The sequence below is a fragment of the Vibrio sp. CB1-5 genome, assembly GCF_059412285.1.
The window spans coordinates 72215-94608 of record NZ_JBJHPB010000008.1 but is presented as its reverse complement, the minus strand read 5'-3'; the positions used below and the strand labels follow the sequence as shown (position 1 = coordinate 94608).

The following is a 22394-nucleotide window of genomic DNA, read 5'->3' as shown; positions in this document are numbered from 1 at the left end:
CCTATGATATCAGCCAAATGCCTTTCTACCAAATGACTTTGCTAGCAAATAGGCCTCATCAATAAACACCTAGGAGCAAGTGTTTAGAGAGTCTCAATGGCGGTGACGACAACGTGATCGCTATTGGCTTTAAACTTTACGTTCCAATCGAACAGTCTCACACCATACTCTTTGTCATCTTGCTTACCTTTTTTATAGGCAGGCCTTGGATCTTGCGCCAACACTTCACGGATGATTTGTTGTTTATGCTGTCCCTCTGGAGCCTTCGATAAAGCTTCAACTGCAGAGGGTGAGAATGTTACTTCGGTTGCTTCTGGCTCGGATTCTGCGTATCCCCCTTTAGCATCTGCGATGGAATCGGAGTAGGGGATGTAAGGCTTGATATCAATAATAGGGGTGCCATCGACCAAATCGACGCTACCGACATCGATAAACACTTGTTGACCCTTCTGTCTTACCCCTCGAAACTGCACTGCGGACATTCCAATGCCATTCGGTCTAAATGTGGCGCGGCTAGCAAGCACGCCAATGCGTTCATTACCTCCTAAACGAGGTGGTCTTACCGTTGGTTTCCAGCCCGCTTCTAGGTTTTGGTCAAACAGAAATAACAGCCATAGATGCGAGAATTGATCGAGACCGCGAACGGCTTCTAAACAATTAATGTCTCCCTGTAAGGCAATTGAGGCCGTGGCACTTGGCACTAATCTGGGCTGTCTAGGGACGGCAAACTTCTCTTTATAGGGGGAATGAATGGTACCAATAGGGTGCAGAGAGTAGCTCATTGACTGAGTCCTGGTTCACATAATTCAATATTCATCATTTCAGACGCGCGGTTTTTTTTCAATCTCGATATGTTGAGGTTTTTTTAGAGCTAATTCCCTGTCATAAGGGTGAAAAGATGAATATGTCACAAGAATGTTATAGTTTATTTTATATTTAGATCAATATAAGTCATTGTATGGTTGCTAACATCATGGTTAAAAATCGCACTAAATTTACAATTGGCAACATTTTAGGCTTTTATTATTGAGCTCGCTCACGTACCCTGCGCCTGCTTTTTACAAAGTTGTCAGAAATAAGACCGATGAGTGTCATCTGAAGTAAAGAACTTTGTTAACAGCTAGGACAATATAAAAAAGGAGGGGACAGATGAGTTCATCTGCCACAATGAAACACAACAAGCCAAAAAAGCCTCTATTTACCCGTTTTCTAGACGGCGTTGAGTACTTGGGGAACCTATTACCCCACCCAATCACACTATTTGCGATTTTCTGTCTAGCTATTCTTGTCATGTCTGGCATCGCTGGATACTTCGATGTTGCCGTTGCTGATCCTCGCCCTGAAGGCGCTGCTGGTCGTGCTGCGAACGGTATGATTGAAGTTGTGAGCCTTCTAAATGCTGAAGGTCTACAGTTAATTGTTACTAACCTAGTGAAAAACTTCACAGGCTTCGCCCCACTTGGTACCGTACTTGTTGCGATGCTTGGTGTCGCGATCGCTGAGCACTCAGGTATGCTTTCAGCTGCAATGCGTGGTCTCGTTATGGGCGCATCTAAGCGCATGGTAACGGTCACAGTCGTATTTGCTGGTATCATTTCTAACACAGCTTCAGAGCTTGGTTACGTCGTACTGATTCCGTTGGCAGCGATGCTGTTCCACTCTCTAGGACGTCACCCTCTAGCCGGTCTTGCTGCTGCGTTTGCTGGTGTATCGGGTGGTTATTCTGCGAACCTACTTATCGGTACGGTTGACCCACTGCTTTCAGGTATCACTGAAACCGCAGCGCAAATGATCGATCCAACTTACACCGTTGGCCCAGAGTCGAACTGGTACTTTATGTTTGTATCAACGTTCTTTATCGCTATCACGGGTGCGTTTGTAACCGAGAAAATCGTTGAGCCGAAACTTGGCAAATACAACGATGAAGAAGCCTCAGAAGATCTGTCTAACGACAGCATGGGCTCTCTGACTGCGGTTGAGAAGAAAGGCCTGAAAATGGCGGGTATTGCGGTTCTTCTAGTGAGCGCAATTATCGCATCGACAGTTGTTCCAGAGAACGGTGTACTTCGTACTGCAGATGGTCAAGTTGCGGGTTCTCCGTTCCTTAAGAGTATCGTAGCCTTCATCTTTGTATTCTTCGCAATTCCAGGCTTTGTTTACGGTAAAGTAACGGGTTCTATGAAGAATGACCGTGATGTCATCGATGCAATGTCGAAGTCTATGTCTTCGATGGGCATGTACATCGTGCTGGTGTTCTTTGCCGCGCAATTTGTGGCTTTCTTTAAGTGGACTAACTTCGGTCAAGTATTCGCAGTAGCGGGTGCGGACTTCCTGCAGACTATCGGTCTAACGGGTCCTGCTCTGTTCTTCGCGTTTATCCTAATGTGTGGCTTCATCAACCTGATGATCGGCTCAGCATCGGCTCAGTGGGCGGTAACCGCGCCTATCTTCGTACCTATGCTAATGCTAGTTGGTTACGCTCCTGAGACGATTCAGGCGGCATACCGTATCGGTGACTCTACGACGAATATCATCACACCAATGATGAGCTACTTCGGTCTTATCCTTGCAGTAGCGACTCGCTACATGAAGAACCTGGGTATCGGTACGCTGATCGCGACCATGCTGCCTTACTCAATCTGCTTCATCGTAGGTTGGAGTATCTTGTTCTACGTATGGGTATTCGTATTAGGTCTACCAGTAGGCCCTGGTGCGGCAACGTACTACACGCCTTAAGCGAAGACTCAATTATTGATATAAACTAAAATGCTCCCAACTGGGAGCATTTTTTTATGGGTTGAATCGGGTACTATTTCAGCTTCTCTAGGTCTGCTTCAATCTCAGCAATCTTACTCGACACGACTTTTTCTAAATGGCGAAGGTCGGAAAGGATCTTCTGTTTAACGTCGATTTCGGTGGCTTCAATTGGCTTAGTAAGACGATTTAGTTCATCAATAACCAGTGTCAGGTTGCGATTGATTTCGGTGACTTGCTTGTAGCTTTGGGTGCTACTATTAGTACGGACGTTTTTGACTTGCCTTGGATATTTGAATTTAACACTTTTCGCAAACAGCTCACCTTTCTGCTTACGAAAATAGATTTTTAACACATCTTTATGCGCTTCTTGGCGTAGGGAATAACGCTCTATTTGTTTAGGATCTTGGATGCCTAAACCAATGAGGTTTGGATACATGGATGACCTCTTGGGTTGTGTGCTTCTTCTACAACTGTAGCAGGCAATGATTAGGGTAGGTAGCTGATTAGAGTGCCGTTTATAGAGATTTGTGGAGGAGATCGCCTAAATAGCGATCCCCTTTGCGTGAAGTAACTGGTGTTTGAAATTTAACCAGGGGGTAATGACTAGCGGAGTGTTTTTAAGTAGTGATTTGCTCTGAAATGTTCTCTTGTAGCTTTTGCTTCAAAAGTGCTTGCTCCTCGTCGGTAAGACGAGAACCGCTCTCACCCGTTAAAATAAACAAGTCTTCAGCTCGCTCACCTATAGTGGTAATTTTTGCTCCGTGAAGGCTCAGGTTTAATTGGGCAAAGGTTGCCCCTACTTTCGCAAGTAAACCTGGGGCATCGAGCGCCACTAACTCCATCAAGGTACGTTTCTTACCTTTGGTTGGCAAAAAATCGACCTTGGTTTTTACGTTAAAGTGTTTGAGGTTTCTTGGTGCACGGCGCGTTTTGATCTTGGTTGGTCTACCATCCTCTAGCACATGGATGAGATGTTTGATGATCGCTGAGTGACGACTGCATTCAATAGCGTCACCATGCTGATCAAGCACCATAAATGTATCAAGCACGAAACCATCTTTACTGGTCATGATTTGTGCGTCATGGACGTTAAAGTTTCGTCTATCGAGTTCTGCAACCACGGTTGCAAACAGAGCAGGTTGGTCTTTGCTGTAAACAAAAACTTCTGTACCACCTCGAGTGGCGTTTTTACTCATCAAAACTAACGGCTTGGAGGGATCTTCCAGTTTTAGAATATGTTCACTGTGCCAGGCTATTTGTTTATGAGTGTGGCGCAAGAAGTAATCGGCCTTAAAGCGTTGCCAAAGAACTTCAATCTCGCGGGCAACAAAGCCTTGTTTGCGAAGCAGGGCAGAAGCTAACTGCTGATTGTGACGGATACGATCCCGTACATCAACAGGGTTTTCCAAACCACGGCGCAACACACGTTGAGTGGAGTAAAATAGCTCTGCCAGTAAGGTGCGTTTCCAACTGTTCCAAAGCTCTGGATTGGTGGCGCAGATATCGGCGACGGTTAAGCAAAGCAAGTACTCAAGGTACTCTTCATCGCGCACTTTTTTGGCAAACTCGATGATCACGTCGGGATCGTAAATGTCGCGGCGCTGAGCGGTGACGGACATTAACAAGTGGTTTTGTACTAGCCAAGACACGAGCTTAGCTTCAGGCTTCGATAAGCCATGCTGAATACAGAAATCAAAGGCCTCTACCGCACCAATCTCAGAATGATCGCCACCACGCCCTTTACCGATATCATGGAAAATAGCCGCTAAGATGAGCAGCTCTTTCTTGTGCATTCTCGGGTAGACCTCACAGCAGATCGGGTGCTTGCTGTAGCTCTCTTCAAGGCTAAAGGTATGGATATGGTTTAGAAGGCGTACGCTGTGCTCATCGACGGTATAGACGTGGAACAGGTCAAACTGCATTTGACCAACGATTTGGCTCCACTGTGGAAGGTAAGCCGCCAGCACGCCGAGCTTGTGCATCAATCGAAATGCACGGTGAAGCGCATTCGGATGGCGAACCAAGTCCATAAACTTCTCCCTTGCTTCAGGGATAGTGTGCAAGAACTTATTCAGTCTGCGTCTTGCAGTGCGCAGCTGTCTTAGTGTCGCTGGGCTAACACCTTCAATGCTGGAGTCGTTGGCGATATGAATAAACATATCGAGAATGGTCTCTGGGCGTGCTTGGAATAGCGCTGGTTTTCGCGCTTCGATCAGTTTACCGCGACGTTGGAAATCGTCGTCGAGGATCTCTGCTTGCTGGATCTGACCTTTATTGATGATGGCTTGATCGAACAGCTTAAGAAGCATCTTGTTAAGCTCAGCTACTCGTCTTAACGTGCGGTAGAACTCTTTCATCATGGTTTCTACAGCGACGTTGCCTTCACCGACAAACCCCAAGTTTTCTGCCACTTGTGCCTGGTGAGCAAACATCAGGCGGTTGTCGTAGCGTCTAAGCTCAATATGCAGAGCAAAACGCACTCGCCACAGGAAGTTTTGACACTCGACGAGTTCGCGGTACTCAGCATCGGTCAGAAAACCAAAGCGGCTCATCTCATAGAGCGAGGTGGCGCCAAAGTGGCTGCGTGCCACCCAGCTTAATGTATGGATGTCACGTAGGCCGCCAGGAGTGGACTTAATGTCGGGCTCTAGGTTGTACGTTGTATCGTGATATTTAGCGTGACGTGCTCGCTGCTCTTCAATTTTAGCGCGGTAGAAGGTTTCTGATGGCCAGAAGTTATCGGAATCTGTTTGAGCTTTTAATTGAGAGAAGGTGTCTTCGCTGCCACATAGAAGTCTGGCTTCTTGCAAGTTAGTCGCAACGGTTAAATCGGCTTGACCGATTTCAATGCACTCTTCCACGGTGCGAACCGCGTGACCCACTTCCAGTCTGAGATCCCAAAGTAGGGTGATGAACTCACTGATGGTACTTTCTAAAGAGGCGGGTATTTTTTTGCGTGATACCACTAAGATATCAATGTCAGAAAGTGGATGAAGCTCCCCGCGACCATAACCGCCGACAGCCACTAGTGACAGGTAGGTTTGGTTAGACAGTTCAGAGGCTGACCAAAGACGACGCAACAGCTGATCGATATAGTCCGAGCGGCCGAGTACCAAGTCGGTTATCGGGTGGTGATTGAGAAACTCTTGTTTTTGATGTTCAGCAAAGGTTTCGAGTTGAGCTTTGAGCTCTTGAATATTGAGTTGCTCATCACTGAGCGAAGTTGGGCTTTGAAAAGTCATGTGTGCAATCCGTGCAAGCAAAAAAATGTCACTAACAAGGGTTATACCAAAATAGGGCGGATAAAAAAATATCCCCAGTGAGTGGGGATATTTTTACAAACGTGATAAGCGACGCTTATAGGTTGTTCATGTGGCGAGGAATGCTTTCATCGCTACGAAGTGTCAGTACTTCACAACCCGTGTTAGTCACGACAATGGTGTGCTCCCACTGTGCGGAGTTTTTACCATCGCCTGTGTACACTGTCCAATCATCTTCTGCGTCGATGCTGCAACCAAATTTACCAGCATTGATCATCGGCTCGATGGTGAACACCATGCCTTCTTTTAGCACACGGCGGTCGTTGTTTTTGTAGTGAACCACTTGTGGCTCTTCATGGAACTCAGAACCAATGCCGTGACCACAGAAATCTTTAACGATAGAGAACTTGTTACGTGGGTTCTTTTTGTTGTTCGCTTTGATGAACTTCTCGATTTCAGTACCGATAGCGCCAACTGTCGAGCCAGGTTTAACGGTTTTCATGCCAAGGTATAGCGCTTCTTGCGCAACCATAGCAAGACGCTTGTCTGCAGGAGACACGTCTCCCACAAGGAACATTTTCGATGTGTCGCCGTGGTAGCCTTCTGGACGCGTATCTAGAGACGCATTTTCATCGTTAGGGATGATAACGGTCACGTCGACGTTGACGATGTCGCCGTTTTTAAGAACTGCTGGCTTGAGTTTGCCTGTTGTACCCATCTCGTCTTGCTTTGCTGGGATGCCGTGACAAACGATATGGTTGATAGAGGTACAGATTGATTTTGGGTAACCGTGGTAATCGAGTGGCGCAGAGTAGGCACCTTTCTCACGAGTATACTCAGCACAAATTCTATCTAGCTCCTCTGTCGTCACCCCTTCTTTTACATGAGGTTCGATCATTTCTAAAAGCTCTGCTGCAAGCTTACCTGCGATTCGCATTCTTTCGATTTCAGCTTCAGTTTTGATTTTGATAGACATCTGTGTTCTCTGTATTTTAAATTGACGCGTTATTCTATCAGTGGCGAGATTAAGCGCAACAAGAATAACTCTCACTTCCCTGCTGATACGTTACTCAGTGTAGTTTGGGTTTGCTAAGAGTTCACCTATTGAATCGCTGTTACTTTGTACATTTCTTGCGATTTTTCTGGAAATCGACCCCTTAAACATGGTATAAAGCGCGCCGATGACAGGACTTAGTCTCTTCACTCTTTTTGAAAGAGGGGCGAGCTAGGTTATGCATCAACATACTTTAATTTAAATCCACACACATTTCGTCACATGTTCCGGGGTGCTTGAGTAATCATTCATACCAAGTCGGAACCATGGGAAATGTGGAGGCCTAACCCCATAGAGGAATTTAAAATGGCAACTGTATCAATGCGCGATATGCTTAAAGCTGGTGTTCACTTCGGTCACCAGACTCGTTACTGGAACCCAAAAATGAAGCCATTCATCTTTGGTGCTCGTAACCGCGTACACATCATCAACCTAGAAAAAACTGTACCAATGTTCAACGATGCACTAGCTGAGCTAGCTAAAATCGGTGAGAAAAAAGGTAAAGTTCTTTTCGTTGGTACTAAGCGCGCTGCATCTGAAGCTGTTAAAGAAGCTGCAATCAACGCTGACCAGTTCTACGTGAACAACCGTTGGTTGGGCGGTATGCTAACGAACTACAAAACTGTTCGTCAGTCTATCAAGCGTCTAAAAGATTTCGAAGCACAAGCTCAAGACGGTACTTTCGAGAAACTAACTAAGAAAGAAGCTCTAATGCGCACTCGCGAAATGGAGAAGCTAGAGAAGTCTCTTGGTGGTATCAAGAACATGGGCGGCCTACCTGACGCTCTATTCGTAATCGACGCTGATCACGAGCACATCGCTGTTAAAGAAGCAAACAACCTAGGTATCCCAGTTTACGCTGTAGTTGATACTAACTCTAACCCAGACGGCGTTGACTTCGTTATCCCAGGTAACGACGATGCAATCCGTGCAGTACAGCTTTACCTAAACGCTGCTGCAGACGCGGTTAAAGAAGGTCGTAACCAAGATGTTGCTGCTGTAGCTGACAAAGACGGTTTCGTAGAAGAAGCTGAATAATTGCGGCTTTAGCCACACTTAGTTTTGGTTGACACTGAGTCTTCATATAAACTGAGTTATAGTTAGATCAGGGGCCGCGTATGTGCCCCTGATTTTTACCCTAATTAGAATCAATCGAGGAATAGAGAATGGCTGTTACTGCTGCTCTAGTTAAAGAACTGCGCGACCGCACTGGCGCAGGCATGATGGAATGTAAGAAAGCACTTGTTGAAACTAACGGTGACATCGAAGTTGCAATCGAAAACATGCGTAAGTCTGGCGCTGCTAAAGCTGCTAAGAAAGCAGGTAACATCGCTGCTGAAGGCGCGATCATCATCAAAGAAGAGAACGGCGTTGCTGCTCTTCTTGAAGTTAACTGCCAAACTGACTTCGTTGCTAAAGATGCTAACTTCACTGCATTCGCAGAGAAAGTTGCTGCTGACGCACTAGCAACTAAAGCAACTGCTGAAGAGCTAGTTGCTAAGTTCGAAGAAGAGCGTGTTACTCTTGTTGCTAAAATCGGTGAGAACATCAACATCCGTCGCGTACAGTACGTTGAAGGTGCTGCAATCGCTTCTTACCGTCACGGTGAGAAAATCGGTGTTGTTGTTGCTGGTGAAGGCGACGCAGAAACTCTTAAGCACGTTGCAATGCACGTTGCTGCTTCTCGTCCAGAGTTCGTTAACCCAGAAGACGTACCTGCAGACGTAGTTGAAAAAGAGAAAGCTGTTCAAGTTGAAATCGCTATGAACGAAGGTAAGCCACAAGAAATCGCTGAGAAGATGGTTATCGGCCGCATGAAGAAATTCACTGGCGAAATCTCTCTAACAGGTCAAGCGTTCGTAATGGAACCTAAGAAATCTGTTGGCGAAATCCTTAAAGAGCGTGGCGCATCTGTTGCGACATTCGTTCGTCTAGAAGTTGGTGAAGGCATCGACAAAGGCGAGCAAATGAGCTTCGCTGATGAAGTAGCAGCAGCTCAGAAAGGTTAATCCTTGACGATTTGTTGATAAGAGACCGTAGCCTTGGCTACGGTCTTTTTACGACTAGGTTATCTGTTATTTTTTAGTCGTCATGAGTTGGGATTCCTATACTAGTCTCAACCCATGACCGTTAATCGATAACTCTTTGGAAGGTATACTCCATGACAACGAACCCAAAACCTGCTTATCAACGTATTCTGTTAAAACTTAGTGGCGAGGCTCTACAAGGCGAAGAAGGCTTTGGTATCGACCCTAAAATCTTGGATCGTATGGCTCAAGAAGTAAAAGAGCTAGTAGAACTGGGTGTTCAAGTTGGTGTTGTAATTGGTGGTGGTAACCTATTCCGTGGTGCGGGTCTTGCTGAAGCTGGCATGAACCGTGTTGTTGGTGACCACATGGGTATGCTTGCGACTGTAATGAATGGTCTAGCAATGCGTGATGCTCTACACCGTGCTTATGTTAATGCTCGTGTAATGTCAGCTATCCCACTTAAAGGTGTATGTGACGATTACAATTGGGCTGACGCGATTCGCGAACTTCGCCAAGGTCGCGTCGTTATCTTCTCTGCAGGTACTGGTAACCCGTTCTTCACAACTGACTCTGCTGCGTGTCTACGTGGTATTGAAATCGAAGCTGATGTGGTTCTTAAAGCAACCAAGGTAGATGGCGTATTTACTGCTGATCCAGTGGCTAACCCAGATGCTGTATTATGTGATAAGCTTTCGTACAACTCAGTTTTAGATAAAGAACTGAAAGTAATGGACTTGGCTGCATTCACATTGGCACGTGATCACAAGATGCCAATTCGTGTATTCAACATGAACAAGCCAGGTGCACTTCGCCGAGTTGTGATGGGTGAAGCAGAAGGCACGCTTATCAGCGACGCAGAATAAGAGTACACTCTTAACCAGAATTATCGAAGGACATAGCCTGAAAGCAGACTGGCTTTCAGGTTACTATTATTTAAGGTGATATTGTGATTAACGAAATCCAACAAGACGCTCAAGAGCGTATGGCAAAAAGTGTAGAAGCACTAAAAAACAACCTAACTAAAATCCGTACAGGTCGTGCACACCCGAGCCTTCTTCAAGGTCTTTCTGTTGAGTACTACGGTGCGCCAACGCCTCTGAACCAAGTTGCTAACGTTATTGCTGAAGATGCACGTACTCTAGCAATTACTGTATTCGATAAAGAGCTAGCGCCTAAAGTTGAAAAAGCGATCATGATGTCTGACCTAGGTCTAAACCCAATGTCAGCAGGTACGGTTATCCGTGTTCCACTTCCACCACTAACAGAAGAGCGTCGTAAAGACCTCGTTAAGATCGTTCGTGGCGAAGCAGAAGGTGGCCGCGTTGCTATCCGTAATATCCGTCGTGACGCAAACGGTGAACTTAAAGCGCTATTAAAAGACAAAGAGATCTCTGAAGACGAAGATCGTAAAGCGCAGGACGAAATCCAGAAAATCACTGACGCAGCCGTTAAGAACGTTGACGAGTTGCTAGCAGCGAAAGAAAAAGAGTTGATGGAAGTCTAATTTTTCATCGATTGACTCTTGTGAAGACGCTGTGCTGACAGCACAGCGTTTTTTTATGCTACTCTGTTCGTCCCAATTATAACTACACTCTTTTATGCAGAACTCAGACACCTTCAACGAAGCCCTTCCTAAACATATCGCGATCATCATGGATGGCAACGGCCGTTGGGCAAAGTCCAAAGGCAAGCCTCGCGTATTCGGGCACAAAAAAGGGGTTTCAGCGGTTCGTAAGACGATTTCAGCGGCGGCTAAGCTCAATATTAAAGCCGTGACCTTGTTTGCGTTTAGCAGCGAGAATTGGCGTCGTCCTGAGGACGAAGTTGGCTTATTGATGGAACTCTTTATCACCGTTCTATCAAGCGAAATTAAGAAACTCCATAAGAATAACCTAAGACTGCGCATTATCGGTGATAAGTCGCGCTTTAACGACAGACTACAACGTAAAATTGCGGAAGCAGAAGCGCTTACCGAAAACAATACCGGTACCGTAGTCAACGTAGCAGCAAACTATGGTGGCAAGTGGGATATCTTGCAAGCGACAAAAGCCTTGGCTACGAAAGTAGAGAAAGGTGAGCTGAATGCATCGGATATTACCGAAGACATGATCAGCCAAAATGTCACTATGGCAGACTTGCCAGACGTTGATCTACTTATCCGTACCAGTGGTGAGTGTCGCATCAGTAACTTTATGCTATGGCAAATGGCCTATGCTGAAATGTACTTTATGGATGAGTACTGGCCAGAATTTAACGAAGATACTCTCGTTAAAGCGATTACCTGGTTCATTAACCGCGAGCGCCGCTTCGGATGTACCGGAGAACAAGTCAAAGCGTTAATGGAAGCCAATTAAGGACGATTTAATTTGAAACAACGAATTATTACCGCCCTGATCCTAGCGCCGCTGGTGGTCTGGGGGATCTTTTCTTTGCCACTTCTGTGGTTTTTAGGCCTTGTTTCGGCAATTACTATGATTGGCGTTTGGGAATGGGCACAGTTTACTAAAACTCCGTCTCGCTTACTTGCAATGTTGCCAACGGCTGGGGTACTGGTTGCTTCATTGGCATTGGTGCCGTTTGATGTCGCTTCTCTTAATGCTGTCGCACCCGCACATATCGCGATTCTTGGTGTCGGGTTTGGATGGTGGTTGGTCGCGAGTGGTCTTGCCATGACATACCCTCGTTCTTCGCTGCTTTGGGAGCGTTCTAACTTTCTTCGCCACCTGTTTGGCATTTTAACGCTTGTTCCATTCTTGTGGAGTATCGTTATTCTTCGTGGTCAGCACTATAACCTTGATCCTTACTATGGTTCTAAACTGGTACTGTTTGTGTGTCTGATTGTTTGGGCTGCCGACAGTGGTGCTTACTTTGCAGGTAAGAGCATGGGTAAGCGTAAAATGGCGCCAAATGTTAGCCCTAATAAAACCATTGAAGGTTTATTGGGTGGCGTCGCGGCAGCGCTCATTGTGGCCTGGGGCAGTTCAACAATCTTTGATATCCAATTTGCCAGCTTCACCAGCATGGCTATCATTACTTTAGCGACAGTTGTGATTTCCGTATTGGGTGATTTGGTAGAAAGTATGTTTAAGCGTGTTTCGAAAATTAAAGACAGCAGCAACATCATACCCGGCCATGGAGGGGTGCTTGATCGCGTCGATAGTCTGACAGCAGCCTTCCCAGTCTTTGCCCTCCTATATCTCGTGTTTTAATGTTCCAAAGAGAGAGTGAATTTGTCACTCTCTCTTTGGTTTAACAGTGGTTGTAATTCGCATGCAAAATCTCACCATTTTAGGTGCTACTGGCTCTATTGGCGCTAGCACTTTAAAAGTTGTCTCGGAAAACCCATCAGCTTTCAATATCTACGCACTCGTCGGAGGCAGAAATGTCACCAAAATGGCAGAGCTTTGTGCGGCATGGCAGCCTGAGTATGCTGTGCTGAGCGAAGAAGCGGATGCTAAGCAGCTTAAATCCCTACTTGTGCCAGGTGCACGCACACAAGTGCTGTTTGGCGAGCAAGCTATGTGTGATGTTTCTAGCGCGAGTGACGTGGACATGGTGATGGCAGCGATTGTCGGCGCTGCGGGTCTACTGCCAACGCTTGCAGCGGTCAAAGCAGGCAAGCGTGTTCTGCTCGCTAACAAAGAAGCATTGGTGATGTCAGGGCAACTGTTTATCGATGCGGTGCGAGAGCATGGCGCGTCATTACTGCCTGTTGATAGTGAGCACAACGCTATCTTCCAATGTTTGCCAGCCCATATTCAAACTAATTTAGGACACTGTAAGCTCAGTGATGCTGGAGTCAATGATATCCTTCTCACAGGTTCGGGTGGCCCGTTCCGCTATACTGATGTGGCAGAGCTTTCACATAAAACCCCGGCCGAAGCAATTGCGCACCCTAACTGGTCTATGGGACCGAAGATTTCCGTCGATTCAGCGACGATGATGAACAAGGGTCTTGAGTTTATTGAGGCGCGTTGGTTGTTCAACACGTCGAAAGAGCAGCTGAAAGTGATTATCCATCCGCAGTCTGTTATTCACTCTATGGTGCAATACAACGATGGCTCGGTGCTGGCGCAGATGGGTGAGCCAGATATGGCAACGCCGATTGCTTATTCCATGTCATACCCGGACCGAATTCCTGCAGGAGTGAAGCCACTTGATTTCACTAAAGTCGGTGAGCTGACGTTCCTTGAGCCAGATTATTCACGTTACCCATGTTTGGCATTGGCGATGGAGGCGTGTTTCGAAGGTCAGCATGCGACAACGGCTATAAACGCCGCAAATGAAGTTGCCGTGGAAGCATTCTTAGCAGGAAATATTCGATTTACCGATATAAGTTCAGTAAATGAACGTGTTATGTCGAAAGTCTGCGCATCAAATGAATTTAAACAATTGGATAACTTGGAAACTATTCTTGAGCTAGATAGAATGGCTCGCAGTTATGCACGTGAGATAGTGCGCTCGTTTTAAATAAAACCTGTTTAACCTAAAGCGGTTTAATTTAAAGGCCTGTTTTAGTAAGAGACTCTGTTATGACTGAACTTTTGTGGAATCTAGCGTCCTTTATCGTCGCACTTGGCATTTTGGTTGCCGTGCACGAATATGGGCACTTCTGGGTAGCGCGTCGTTGTGGCGTGTATGTCGAGAAGTTCTCGATTGGTTTCGGTAAGTCAATCTGGTCTAAAGTAGGCAAAGACGGTACGGAATACAGCATTTCTCTCATTCCTCTAGGTGGTTATGTCAAGATGCTTGACAGCCGTGTAGATGAAGTCTCTGAGGTAGATCACAAGTATGCTTTTGATAAAAAGCCTCTATGGAAAAGAACCGCTATTGTAGGTGCAGGTCCTGCATTTAACTTCTTTTTTGCGGTCTTTGCCTATTGGTTGGTGTTTCTCATTGGTGTACCGGCGGTAAAGCCGGTTGTTGGCCAAGTCACCCCAAGCTCGATTGCTGCGCAAGCTGGCCTTGAATCTGGCATGCAAATAGTATCGGTGGATGGTAAGCAGACACTTGATTGGGAATCGGTCAATCTTGGGTTAGTGTCTCATATTGGTGATAACCAGATGACGATCACAGTGTCATCAGACAACCAAATAGGAATGGACAAAAAGTTAACACTTGATCTGCAATCGTGGAACTTTAACCCAGAAACAGAGTCTGCTATGGGGACGCTTGGGTTTACTCCGTTTACACCTGAGATCAAGATGACCCTTGTTAACGTGAGCGCAGATGGTGCTGGTGCGATTGCAGGCTTGCAAGCAGGAGATACCATTACAGCGGTTGATGGAACATCGGTGAGCAAATGGCAGCAGGTGGTGGAGGCAATTCAGGGGAGCGCAAACACCTCATTGCCTTTGACAGTTGAAAGACAAGGCGAAGCCGTTGACTTGACTTTGGTGCCAGGTGCGAGAGCGCGGGCAGACGGTTCATTGATTGGTTTTGCTGGCATCGCTCCAGAAGTAGGGGAATGGCCAGAAAGCTATCGCTTTGACCTGCAGTACGGTCCTATTGAAGCAGTGGGCAAAGCCATCGTTAAGACCGGACAAATTATAGAGCTCACCATCACTATGCTGAAGAAGCTTATTGTTGGTGATGTGGGGCTAAACAATCTAAGTGGACCTATCTCCATCGCCAAAGGCGCGGGTACCACAGCGGATTATGGACTGGTTTATTTCTTAGGTTTTTTGGCGCTGATTAGTGTCAATCTAGGGATAATCAATTTAGTGCCGTTACCAATGTTAGATGGCGGGCATTTGATGTTTTTTGCCATTGAGGCAGTGATTAGGCGACCAGTACCAGAAAAAGTACAAGAAGTGGGGTATCGAGTGGGAGGTGCTATCATCTTCTCATTGATGCTCATCGCGATTTTTAACGATTTTACACGCCTTTGATATCAGAATTCGGGCAGCAGTATTAGCAAGGAATAATTAGAGCAGGTATGGCGATTAAGCATATTCTATTCGCATCTCTACTGGCGACGAGCGTGTCGGCGAATGGGGCTGAGGATTTTGTTGTACAAGACATTCGTATTGAGGGTTTGCAGAGGGTTGCATTGGGTGCAGCACTACTAAAAATGCCTGTGCGTATCGGTGATTCTATCGATGGTAAAGACATTTCAGAAATCATCAATGCTCTCTACCAGTCCGGTAACTTTGAAGACATTAAAGTACTGCGCGACAATGACGCGCTAGTCGTTCGCGTTAAAGAGCGACCGACGGTAGCTAGCATCTCGTTCTCTGGCAACAAGGCGATTAAAGAAGAGCAGTTGCAACAAAACTTGGATGCATCGGGCGTGGTTGTCGGTGAGGCTCTGGATCGTACGACCTTGAGCAACATAGAGAAAGGTCTGGAAGACTTTTATTACAGTGTGGGTAAATACAACGCAAAAGTTCAAGCGGTCGTGACACCTCTGCCACGTAACCGTGCGGACTTGAAGTTTGTGTTTACTGAAGGTGTTTCCGCTAAGATCAAACAGATCAACTTCATTGGTAACACGGTATTCCCAGACGAAGAGCTATTGTCTCGATTCAACTTGAATGTGGATGTGGCTTGGTGGAACTTCTTGGCTGACGATAAGTATCAGAAACAGGTACTTGCCGGCGATATCGAAGCGCTCAAGTCCTACTATCTTGATCGCGGTTATCTAAAATTCAAAGTCGATACAACACAAGTTTCTATTTCACCAGATAAAAAAGGCGTATACATCACGTTGGGTATCGATGAAGGCGAAGCGTATCGAATTAAAGATGTGAACTTCCGTGGCCAGTTGATCGGTAAGCAAGCCGAGTTTGAGGGTATGGTACCGTTTGCTGACGGTGACACTTACAACGGCTCAAGCGTGACGGCACTGGAAGAGAACATTAAGCGTGTGCTTGGTGAGTCTGGTTATGCGTATCCGCAAGTAAGAACTATTCCAGAGTTCAATGATGAGACCAATGAAGTATCTTTGGTGATCAACGTTGAAGCGGGCAACCGAATCTACGTACGAGATATCCGATTCACAGGCAACAACTCAACTAAAGATGAAGTATTGCGCCGTGAAATGCGTCAGATGGAATCGAGCTGGTTGAACTCGAAATCGATTGAAACGGGTAAAAACCGCCTGAATCGATTAGGTTTCTTTGAAACCGTTGACGTCCAAACAGTGCGAGTCCCAGGTTCTGAAGATCAAGTTGATTTGGTTTACGATGTCAAAGAAGCAAACTCAGGCAGCGTTAACTTTGGTGTCGGCTATGGTACGGAATCAGGCATCAGCTTTCAGGTTGGTTTGCAGCAGGATAACTTTGCCGGTACCGGTGACCGAGTTGGTATCAGTGCGATGACCAACAAATACCAAAAAAACATCACTCTTGATTACCGCGACCCATACTGGAACCTTGACGGAGTGAGTTTGGGTGGTCAGATATTCTACAATGAATTTGAAGCATCGAAAGCGGGTATCATTGACTATACCGACCAAAGCTACGGTGGTACGTTGACTTGGGGTTTCCCGGTTGATGAACTTAACTACTTAGAGTTTGGTGGTGGTTACACTCATAGCCGTCTTGGTAATATTAAAGAGTACGTGCAGATTGAGAAATTCCTACAAGCACAAGCGAAGAACCGCGATGCTGAGGGTAACTTGATCACTGATGATTTCCACCTGACAGCCGCTTGGACACGTAACAATTTAAACCGTGGCCGTTTCCCTACAGCAGGCAACCATCAAAAACTTTACGGAAAAGTGACCGTACCTGGTTCGGATGTTCAATACTTCAAGGCACAATATGACGTCAGACAGTATTTTCCGATTACCCAAAGCCACAGCTTTACGTTATTGTTGAAAGGTCGTCTAGGCTACGGCAATGGTTATGGTCAAACGAACGGCAATGACAATTTACTACCGTTCTACGAGAACTTCTATGTGGGTGGTTTCTCTACTTTACGTGGTTTCCGTCAGAACTCGGTAGGTCCGAAAGCGGTTTATAACGATCCGAACGGTGGTGGTTGTGGTAACGTTGGCGGAAACAACCCATGTTACTCTGCAACTGAGCAGTCTGTGGGTGGTAACGCCGTTGCATTGGCCAGTGTTGAGTTAATTGTACCAACACCGTTTGCGTCGGATGAATTCCGTAACCAAATCCGTACAAGCTTGTTTATGGATGCAGCAAGTCTTTGGGATACGGAGTTTAGCTACCTAGCTCCGGATCCAAATATGCCAGGCAAGCAGTACTATTATGATTACTCCGAACCATCGAACTATCGTGCATCGGTTGGTGTGGCGGTTCAGTGGATGTCTCCAATGGGACCTCTGGTGTTCTCACTAGCGACACCGGTTAAGAAATTTGACGGTGATAAGACGGAAGCGTTCACCTTCACAATTGGTAATACATTCTAATTCTGTGGGACTTGCTCCCACAGCGTAAGTAAATACAAGTTTTTTAAACAGAGGAATCGACCTTGAAAAATATGATGAAAGCGGCTGGTCTTGGCCTAGTTATCCTTACCTCTTCAATGTTTGCAACAGCAGCAGAAGCGGCTCAGAAAATTGGCTACGTGAACACGCTACAAGTTTTCCAAGCGCTTCCACAACGTGAAGCAACGCTTCAAAAACTGCAAAACGAGTTCAAAGACAAAGCGGCTGAGCTACAAGCAATCCAAGCAGAAGCAACCAAGAAAATGGAAAAGCTACAGCGTGATGGCGAACTACTAGGTTCTGAAGAAGTAGAAAAACTGCGTATCGAAATTGGTCAACTTGATAGCAAGTACAAGATCAAAGGCCAAGCGTTAGAGAAAGATAGCCAGCGTCGTGAAGCAGAAGAAAAACAAAAGCTATTCAAAACTATCCAAGAAGCTGTTGAGAAAGTTGCTGAGAAAGAAGGCTACGACATGATCATCGACATTCAAGCGGTAGGCTACGCGAAAGAGGAGTTTAATATCTCAAGTAAAGTTATCGACTCTCTTAAGTAATTAGTTAGCTAGTAGGAATAACATGACAGCATTGACGTTAGCACAGCTTGCTGAAATCACAGGTGGCGAATTGCATGGTGATGGGAATATTCAAATCCATACCGTTGCACCTATGGACAGAGCGGGCGAAGGCGAAATTACGTTCTTAACCAACGTTAAATACGCAAAGCATCTTGGTGAATGCGGCGCTTCAGCGATTATGGTAAAAGCATCTGAGCTAGAACATTGTAAAACCAATGCGCTAGTTGTTGCTGACCCGTATGTTGCTTACGCAAAAGTCGCTCAAGCGCTTGATAGTACGCCAAGCTCTGCCTCTGAAGGCATTGCAGCTAGCGCGGTAGTCTCCCCTGACGCAGTCTTGGGTAATAATGTCGCTATTGGCGCGAATGCTGTTGTAGAAGCTGCTGCTGAGCTGGGTGACAATGTGGTTATCGGTGCGGGCTGTTTCGTTGGTAAAGGTGCAAAACTTGGTGCTAATACCAAGCTTTGGGCCAACGTTGCTATTTATCATGACGTAGTCATGGGTTCAGATTGCTTGGTGCAATCAAGTACCGTTATTGGCTCTGATGGTTTTGGCTATGCCAATGAAAAAGGCGAGTGGATTAAGATCCCTCAGCTTGGCACCGTGAGAATTGGTAATCGCGTTGAAATTGGCGCCTGTACAACTATTGATCGGGGTGCCTTGGATGACACAGTTATCGAAGATAACGTGATCATCGACAACCAGATGCAGATTGCCCACAACGTGCACATCGGATATGGCACTGCACTCGCTGGTGGTACTATTGTTGCTGGTAGTACTAAGATTGGCAAATATTGCCAGATCGGCGGTGGCAGTGTGATCAATGGTCACATTGAAATTGCTGATGGTGTTATCGTGACTGGGATGGGTATGGTAATGCGTGGCTTGCCTGAAAAAGGCATCTATTCGTCCGGTATTCCTCTTCAGACTAACAAAGAGTGGCGTAAGACCGCGACTCGCGTTCATCGTATTGATGAGATGAACAAGCGCCTAAAAGCGGTGGAAAAACTGCTCGAGCAGCAAGAGGAATAATTCTCTTACTCAGCTCTAACAAAAAGGCTCGCTTTAGGCGAGTCTTTTTATGTGCGTGAACTTAGTTCAGGTTGAGCTTTGCTCCCTGACTGACACTGCGGGGCATTTGGGTATATAATGCCTCTAGATTAGCAAAGAATTGATATAGGATTTTACTTTGAGCACCGATACTAAAACTATGAACATCACTGAGATTCAGGAACTTCTGCCACATCGCTACCCGTTTCTGCTTATCGACCGTGTGACCGATTATCAAGAAGAAAAGTATCTGACCGCTATCAAGAACGTATCTGTGAACGAGCCGCAATTTACGGGTCACTTCCCACAGCTACCAGTCTTCCCAGGCGTATTGATCCTAGAAGCAATGGCACAAGCGACAGGCCTGTTGGCATTTAAATCGTTTGGTGCACCAAAGGACAATGAACTGTACTACTTCGCAAGTGTTGATAAGGCTAAGTTCCGCAAGCCTGTTGTACCAGGTGATCAGCTTGTGATTGAAGTTGAGTTTGTAAAAGAGCGTCGCGGTATTGCTGCCTTTAACGGTGTAGCAAAAGTTGACGGTGAAATCGTTTGTTCAGCTGAACTGAAATGTGCTCGTAGAGAGTTTTAATATGATTCATGAGTCTGCCACTATCCACCCTAGTGCTGTTATCGAAGGTAACGTGACTATCGGTGCTAATACCACTGTAGGACCATTTACCTACATTTCGGGTGATGTCACCATTGGTGAAAACAACGAAATTATGTCTCACGTGGTGATCAAAGGTAACACTACGATCGGCAATGATAATCGTGTGTTTCCTCAAGCCATTATTGGTGAAGAGAACCAAGATAAGAAGTATGGCGGTGAAGATACGCGCGTTATCGTTGGTGATCGCAACGTTATTCGTGAGAGCGTACAAATTCACCGTGGTACTACTCAAGATAAAACACAGACTGTAGTCGGCAACGACAATCTATTGTGTGTGAATGCTCACATTGCCCATGATGTGATTGTTGGTAATCACACGCATATTGGTAACAACGCTATCCTTGGTGGCCATGTGACAGTGGGTGATTACGCTGGCGTAATGGCATTGTCTGCGATTCACCCATTCTGTACGGTTGGTGCTTACGCTTATGTGGGCGGCTGCTCTGCAGTTGTTCAAGACGTACCTCCATACGTACTGGCTCAGGGTAACCACGCAACGCCATTTGGTCTAAACCTAGTTGGCCTTAAGCGTAATGGCTTTGAAAAACCAGAGCTTCGCGCGCTACAAAAAGCGTACAAAGAGATCTACCGTTCAGGCAAAACACTAGCAGAAGTGAAGCCTGTACTTGAGGAAATGGCACAAGAGTGGAGCTCTGTGGGTCGCTTCGTAGAGATCTTGGAAGCCTCTGAGCGTGGCATTATTCGCTAACTCCATGCACGAATAAGCTGAAAAGATCGCCAGTCTGACTGGCGGTCTTTTTCTGTTTTAAGAAAACCATAAATTTAAGCAAATAGGGAACACCAATGGAACGACCATTACGCATCGGCATTGTCGCTGGCGAACTCTCTGGGGATACCCTCGGTGAGGGGTTCATCAAAGCACTTAAAGCGCGCTACCCTGATGCTGAGTTTGTTGGCATTGGTGGCCCAAAGATGATTGCCGAGGGTTGTCATTCTTTGTTCGATATGGAAGAGCTGGCCGTCATGGGGCTGGTTGAGGTCTTGGGTCGACTTAGACGCTTGTTACATGTTAAAGCAGAATTAGTGAAGTACTTTACTGAGAACCCTGTGGATGTGTTTGTCGGTATCGATGCACCAGATTTCAACCTAAGACTAGAGTTAGACCTTAAGAAAGCAGGCACTAAAACCGTTCACTACGTGAGCCCTTCTGTTTGGGCCTGGCGTCAAAAACGTATCCATGGCATCGCTGAAGCAACCAATCTGGTATTGGCATTCTTACCATTTGAAAAGGCTTTTTATGACAAGTTCAACGTACCGTGTGAGTTTGTCGGTCATACGCTTGCTGATGCTATCCCCTTGGAATCAGACAAAGCCGCTGCGCAGCAGTTGTTAGGGCTAGATCAAGACAAGAAGTGGTTGGCCGTGCTACCTGGTAGCCGTGGCAATGAGCTGAAGATGCTCTCCCAGCCATTTATTGAAACGTGTCAGAAGCTCAATAACGACCACCCAACGCTAGGGTTTATTGTTGCGGCCGTGAATGACAAGCGCAAGCAGCAGTTTATCGAAGCATGGCAACACTATGCGCCTGAGTTAGATTTTCATATTGTGCAAGACACTGCACGCAACGTGATCACAGCATCCGATGCCGTGCTTTTGGCCTCAGGCACTGTCGCGTTAGAATGTATGCTACTCAAAAGACCTATGGTCGTCGGGTACAAGATGAATGCCATCACCGCCTTTTTGGCAAAGCGTTTGGTGAAGACCAAGTACGTCTCGCTGCCAAATATTTTGGCTGATGACGAGATAGTGAAAGAATTCCTTTTGGATGCCTGCACCCCAGAAAACTTGCATGCTGAACTGACGCGCCTGCTCAATGACGACAATCAAGACATGATTGAGAAGTTCACCGAAATGCATCACTGGATCCGAAAGGATGCCGATAAACAGGCCGCAGACGCCGTACTAAAATTGATAGATAGATTATGACTAAGAAGAAAACGCCTTCAGAACTGCCACCTTTTGAATACCCACAAGGCTATACCGCGATCGCAGGTGTGGATGAAGTGGGGCGCGGACCACTCGTTGGCGATGTAGTAACGGCAGCGGTTATCCTAGACTCAAATAATCCGATTGAAGGCCTTAACGATTCCAAAAAGCTATCTGAGAAAAAGCGTCTTGCGCTCTATCCTGAAATCAAAGAAAAGGCGCTGGCTTGGGCGGTAGGACGTTGTTCTCCTGAAGAAATTGATGAGCTCAATATCCTACAGGCGACTATGGTAGCGATGCAGCGTGCGGTTGCCGGACTTAAGGTGCAGCCTGATATGGTGCTGATTGACGGTAATCGAACGCCAGAGCTGCCTATGGATGCACAGGCCGTGGTCAAAGGTGACCTTCGCGTTGCCGAAATTAGTGCCGCTTCCATTATTGCTAAAGTGGTTCGCGACCAAGAAATGGAAGAACTGGATGCTCTGCACCCTGAGTTTGGGTTCGCGAAGCACAAAGGCTATCCAACCAAAGCGCATTTTGAGGCCATAGAGCAACACGGCGTTATTGCCGAGCATCGTAAAAGCTTCAAGCCAGTAAAGCGCGCCTTAGGTATTGAAGACTAGGCATTGAAGATTAGGTGCTGAAGAGTAAA

At 46.3% G+C, this 22394-nt stretch carries 20 protein-coding genes; 16 read left to right on the top strand and 4 right to left on the bottom strand.

What is annotated here, in order from left to right; all coding sequences use genetic code 11:
* Positions 1-83: 83 nt before the first annotated feature.
* Complete coding sequence (tsaA, locus tag ACJB0T_RS08300) at positions 84-782, bottom strand: tRNA (N6-threonylcarbamoyladenosine(37)-N6)-methyltransferase TrmO (RefSeq protein WP_479288883.1); 699 nt, start codon at positions 780-782, stop codon at positions 84-86.
* Between the two features lie 367 nt (positions 783-1149).
* Between tsaA and ACJB0T_RS08295 the strand changes: the two genes are divergently transcribed.
* Complete coding sequence (locus ACJB0T_RS08295) at positions 1150-2736, top strand: AbgT family transporter (RefSeq protein WP_479288884.1); 1587 nt, start codon at positions 1150-1152, stop codon at positions 2734-2736.
* Positions 2737-2809: 73 nt separating this feature from the next.
* Here ACJB0T_RS08295 and ACJB0T_RS08290 read toward each other — a convergent pair whose 3' ends face one another.
* From ACJB0T_RS08290 to map, 3 genes are all read right to left on the bottom strand, one after another.
* Complete coding sequence (locus ACJB0T_RS08290; RefSeq protein WP_479288885.1) at positions 2810-3193, bottom strand: DUF3461 family protein; 384 nt, start codon at positions 3191-3193, stop codon at positions 2810-2812.
* A gap of 181 nt (positions 3194-3374) precedes the next feature.
* Positions 3375-5999, bottom strand: coding sequence for a bifunctional uridylyltransferase/uridylyl-removing protein GlnD (gene glnD / locus ACJB0T_RS08285; protein ID WP_479288886.1), 2625 nt, complete (start codon positions 5997-5999; stop codon positions 3375-3377).
* Positions 6000-6114: 115 nt separating this feature from the next.
* A complete protein-coding gene (gene map, locus ACJB0T_RS08280; RefSeq protein WP_479288887.1) occupies positions 6115-6993 on the bottom strand; it encodes a type I methionyl aminopeptidase in 879 nt (292 codons plus the stop codon).
* 384 nt (positions 6994-7377) lie between these two features.
* On the opposite strand from map, the gene rpsB reads away from it, so the two are divergent.
* From rpsB to rnhB, 15 genes are all read left to right on the top strand, one after another.
* Positions 7378-8109 (top strand): 30S ribosomal protein S2, encoded by a 732-nt coding sequence (rpsB, locus tag ACJB0T_RS08275; RefSeq protein WP_353498002.1) that lies wholly within the window; start codon positions 7378-7380, stop codon positions 8107-8109.
* 128 nt (positions 8110-8237) lie between these two features.
* Positions 8238-9080 carry a translation elongation factor Ts gene (gene tsf / locus ACJB0T_RS08270; RefSeq protein ID WP_479288888.1) on the top strand — a complete coding sequence of 281 codons (843 nt, stop codon included), beginning with the start codon at positions 8238-8240 and terminating at the stop codon, positions 9078-9080.
* Positions 9081-9232: 152 nt separating this feature from the next.
* Positions 9233-9964 carry a UMP kinase gene (gene pyrH / locus ACJB0T_RS08265; protein WP_112461214.1) on the top strand — a complete coding sequence of 244 codons (732 nt, stop codon included), beginning with the start codon at positions 9233-9235 and terminating at the stop codon, positions 9962-9964.
* Positions 9965-10047: 83 nt separating this feature from the next.
* Positions 10048-10605 carry a ribosome recycling factor gene (frr, locus tag ACJB0T_RS08260; protein ID WP_042476355.1) on the top strand — a complete coding sequence of 186 codons (558 nt, stop codon included), beginning with the start codon at positions 10048-10050 and terminating at the stop codon, positions 10603-10605.
* A gap of 94 nt (positions 10606-10699) precedes the next feature.
* A complete protein-coding gene (uppS, locus tag ACJB0T_RS08255) occupies positions 10700-11455 on the top strand; it encodes an undecaprenyl pyrophosphate synthase (protein WP_479288889.1) in 756 nt (251 codons plus the stop codon).
* 12 nt (positions 11456-11467) lie between these two features.
* Positions 11468-12310: a phosphatidate cytidylyltransferase gene (locus ACJB0T_RS08250; protein WP_479288890.1), complete on the top strand. Its 843-nt coding sequence runs from the start codon at positions 11468-11470 to the stop codon at positions 12308-12310.
* 61 nt (positions 12311-12371) lie between these two features.
* Complete coding sequence (gene ispC, locus ACJB0T_RS08245; RefSeq protein ID WP_479288891.1) at positions 12372-13571, top strand: 1-deoxy-D-xylulose-5-phosphate reductoisomerase; 1200 nt, start codon at positions 12372-12374, stop codon at positions 13569-13571.
* Positions 13572-13633: 62 nt separating this feature from the next.
* Positions 13634-14992 carry a sigma E protease regulator RseP gene (rseP, locus tag ACJB0T_RS08240; RefSeq protein ID WP_479288892.1) on the top strand — a complete coding sequence of 453 codons (1359 nt, stop codon included), beginning with the start codon at positions 13634-13636 and terminating at the stop codon, positions 14990-14992.
* Between the two features lie 47 nt (positions 14993-15039).
* Positions 15040-17478, top strand: coding sequence for an outer membrane protein assembly factor BamA (bamA, locus tag ACJB0T_RS08235; RefSeq protein WP_479288893.1), 2439 nt, complete (start codon positions 15040-15042; stop codon positions 17476-17478).
* Between the two features lie 71 nt (positions 17479-17549).
* Positions 17550-18050, top strand: coding sequence for an OmpH family outer membrane protein (locus ACJB0T_RS08230; protein WP_042500989.1), 501 nt, complete (start codon positions 17550-17552; stop codon positions 18048-18050).
* 22 nt (positions 18051-18072) lie between these two features.
* Positions 18073-19104 carry a UDP-3-O-(3-hydroxymyristoyl)glucosamine N-acyltransferase gene (lpxD, locus tag ACJB0T_RS08225; protein ID WP_479288894.1) on the top strand — a complete coding sequence of 344 codons (1032 nt, stop codon included), beginning with the start codon at positions 18073-18075 and terminating at the stop codon, positions 19102-19104.
* A 178-nt stretch (positions 19105-19282) separates the two neighbouring features.
* A complete protein-coding gene (gene fabZ, locus ACJB0T_RS08220) occupies positions 19283-19714 on the top strand; it encodes a 3-hydroxyacyl-ACP dehydratase FabZ (RefSeq protein WP_418642295.1) in 432 nt (143 codons plus the stop codon).
* A 1-nt stretch (position 19715) separates the two neighbouring features.
* A complete protein-coding gene (gene lpxA / locus ACJB0T_RS08215) occupies positions 19716-20504 on the top strand; it encodes an acyl-ACP--UDP-N-acetylglucosamine O-acyltransferase (RefSeq protein ID WP_042500881.1) in 789 nt (262 codons plus the stop codon).
* A gap of 95 nt (positions 20505-20599) precedes the next feature.
* Entirely contained in the window at positions 20600-21742 is a 1143-nt protein-coding gene (lpxB, locus tag ACJB0T_RS08210; RefSeq protein ID WP_479288895.1) for a lipid-A-disaccharide synthase, read from the top strand.
* Entirely contained in the window at positions 21736-22365 is a 630-nt protein-coding gene (gene rnhB / locus ACJB0T_RS08205; RefSeq protein WP_479292198.1) for a ribonuclease HII, read from the top strand. Before lpxB ends, rnhB begins: the two co-directional genes overlap by 7 nt.
* Positions 22366-22394: the final 29 nt, after the last annotated feature.

Excerpts from the sequence above, each read along its gene's own strand:
- fabZ (WP_418642295.1), top strand. The coding sequence starts at position 19,283 with ATGAACATCACTGAGATTCAGGAACTTCTGCCACATCGCTACCCGTTT.
- map (WP_479288887.1), bottom strand. The coding sequence starts at position 6,993 with ATGTCTATCAAAATCAAAACTGAAGCTGAAATCGAAAGAATGCGAATC.
- lpxA (WP_042500881.1), top strand. The coding sequence starts at position 19,716 with ATGATTCATGAGTCTGCCACTATCCACCCTAGTGCTGTTATCGAAGGT.
- lpxD (WP_479288894.1), top strand. The coding sequence starts at position 18,073 with ATGACAGCATTGACGTTAGCACAGCTTGCTGAAATCACAGGTGGCGAA.
- glnD (WP_479288886.1), bottom strand. The coding sequence starts at position 5,999 with ATGACTTTTCAAAGCCCAACTTCGCTCAGTGATGAGCAACTCAATATT.
- ACJB0T_RS08230 (WP_042500989.1), top strand. The coding sequence starts at position 17,550 with ATGATGAAAGCGGCTGGTCTTGGCCTAGTTATCCTTACCTCTTCAATG.
- tsf (WP_479288888.1), top strand. The coding sequence starts at position 8,238 with ATGGCTGTTACTGCTGCTCTAGTTAAAGAACTGCGCGACCGCACTGGC.
- lpxB (WP_479288895.1), top strand. The coding sequence starts at position 20,600 with ATGGAACGACCATTACGCATCGGCATTGTCGCTGGCGAACTCTCTGGG.
- ACJB0T_RS08295 (WP_479288884.1), top strand. The coding sequence starts at position 1,150 with ATGAGTTCATCTGCCACAATGAAACACAACAAGCCAAAAAAGCCTCTA.
- rpsB (WP_353498002.1), top strand. The coding sequence starts at position 7,378 with ATGGCAACTGTATCAATGCGCGATATGCTTAAAGCTGGTGTTCACTTC.
- rseP (WP_479288892.1), top strand. The coding sequence starts at position 13,634 with ATGACTGAACTTTTGTGGAATCTAGCGTCCTTTATCGTCGCACTTGGC.
- pyrH (WP_112461214.1), top strand. The coding sequence starts at position 9,233 with ATGACAACGAACCCAAAACCTGCTTATCAACGTATTCTGTTAAAACTT.
- tsaA (WP_479288883.1), bottom strand. The coding sequence starts at position 782 with ATGAGCTACTCTCTGCACCCTATTGGTACCATTCATTCCCCCTATAAA.
- ACJB0T_RS08290 (WP_479288885.1), bottom strand. The coding sequence starts at position 3,193 with ATGTATCCAAACCTCATTGGTTTAGGCATCCAAGATCCTAAACAAATA.
- uppS (WP_479288889.1), top strand. The coding sequence starts at position 10,700 with ATGCAGAACTCAGACACCTTCAACGAAGCCCTTCCTAAACATATCGCG.
- bamA (WP_479288893.1), top strand. The coding sequence starts at position 15,040 with ATGGCGATTAAGCATATTCTATTCGCATCTCTACTGGCGACGAGCGTG.
- ispC (WP_479288891.1), top strand. The coding sequence starts at position 12,372 with ATGCAAAATCTCACCATTTTAGGTGCTACTGGCTCTATTGGCGCTAGC.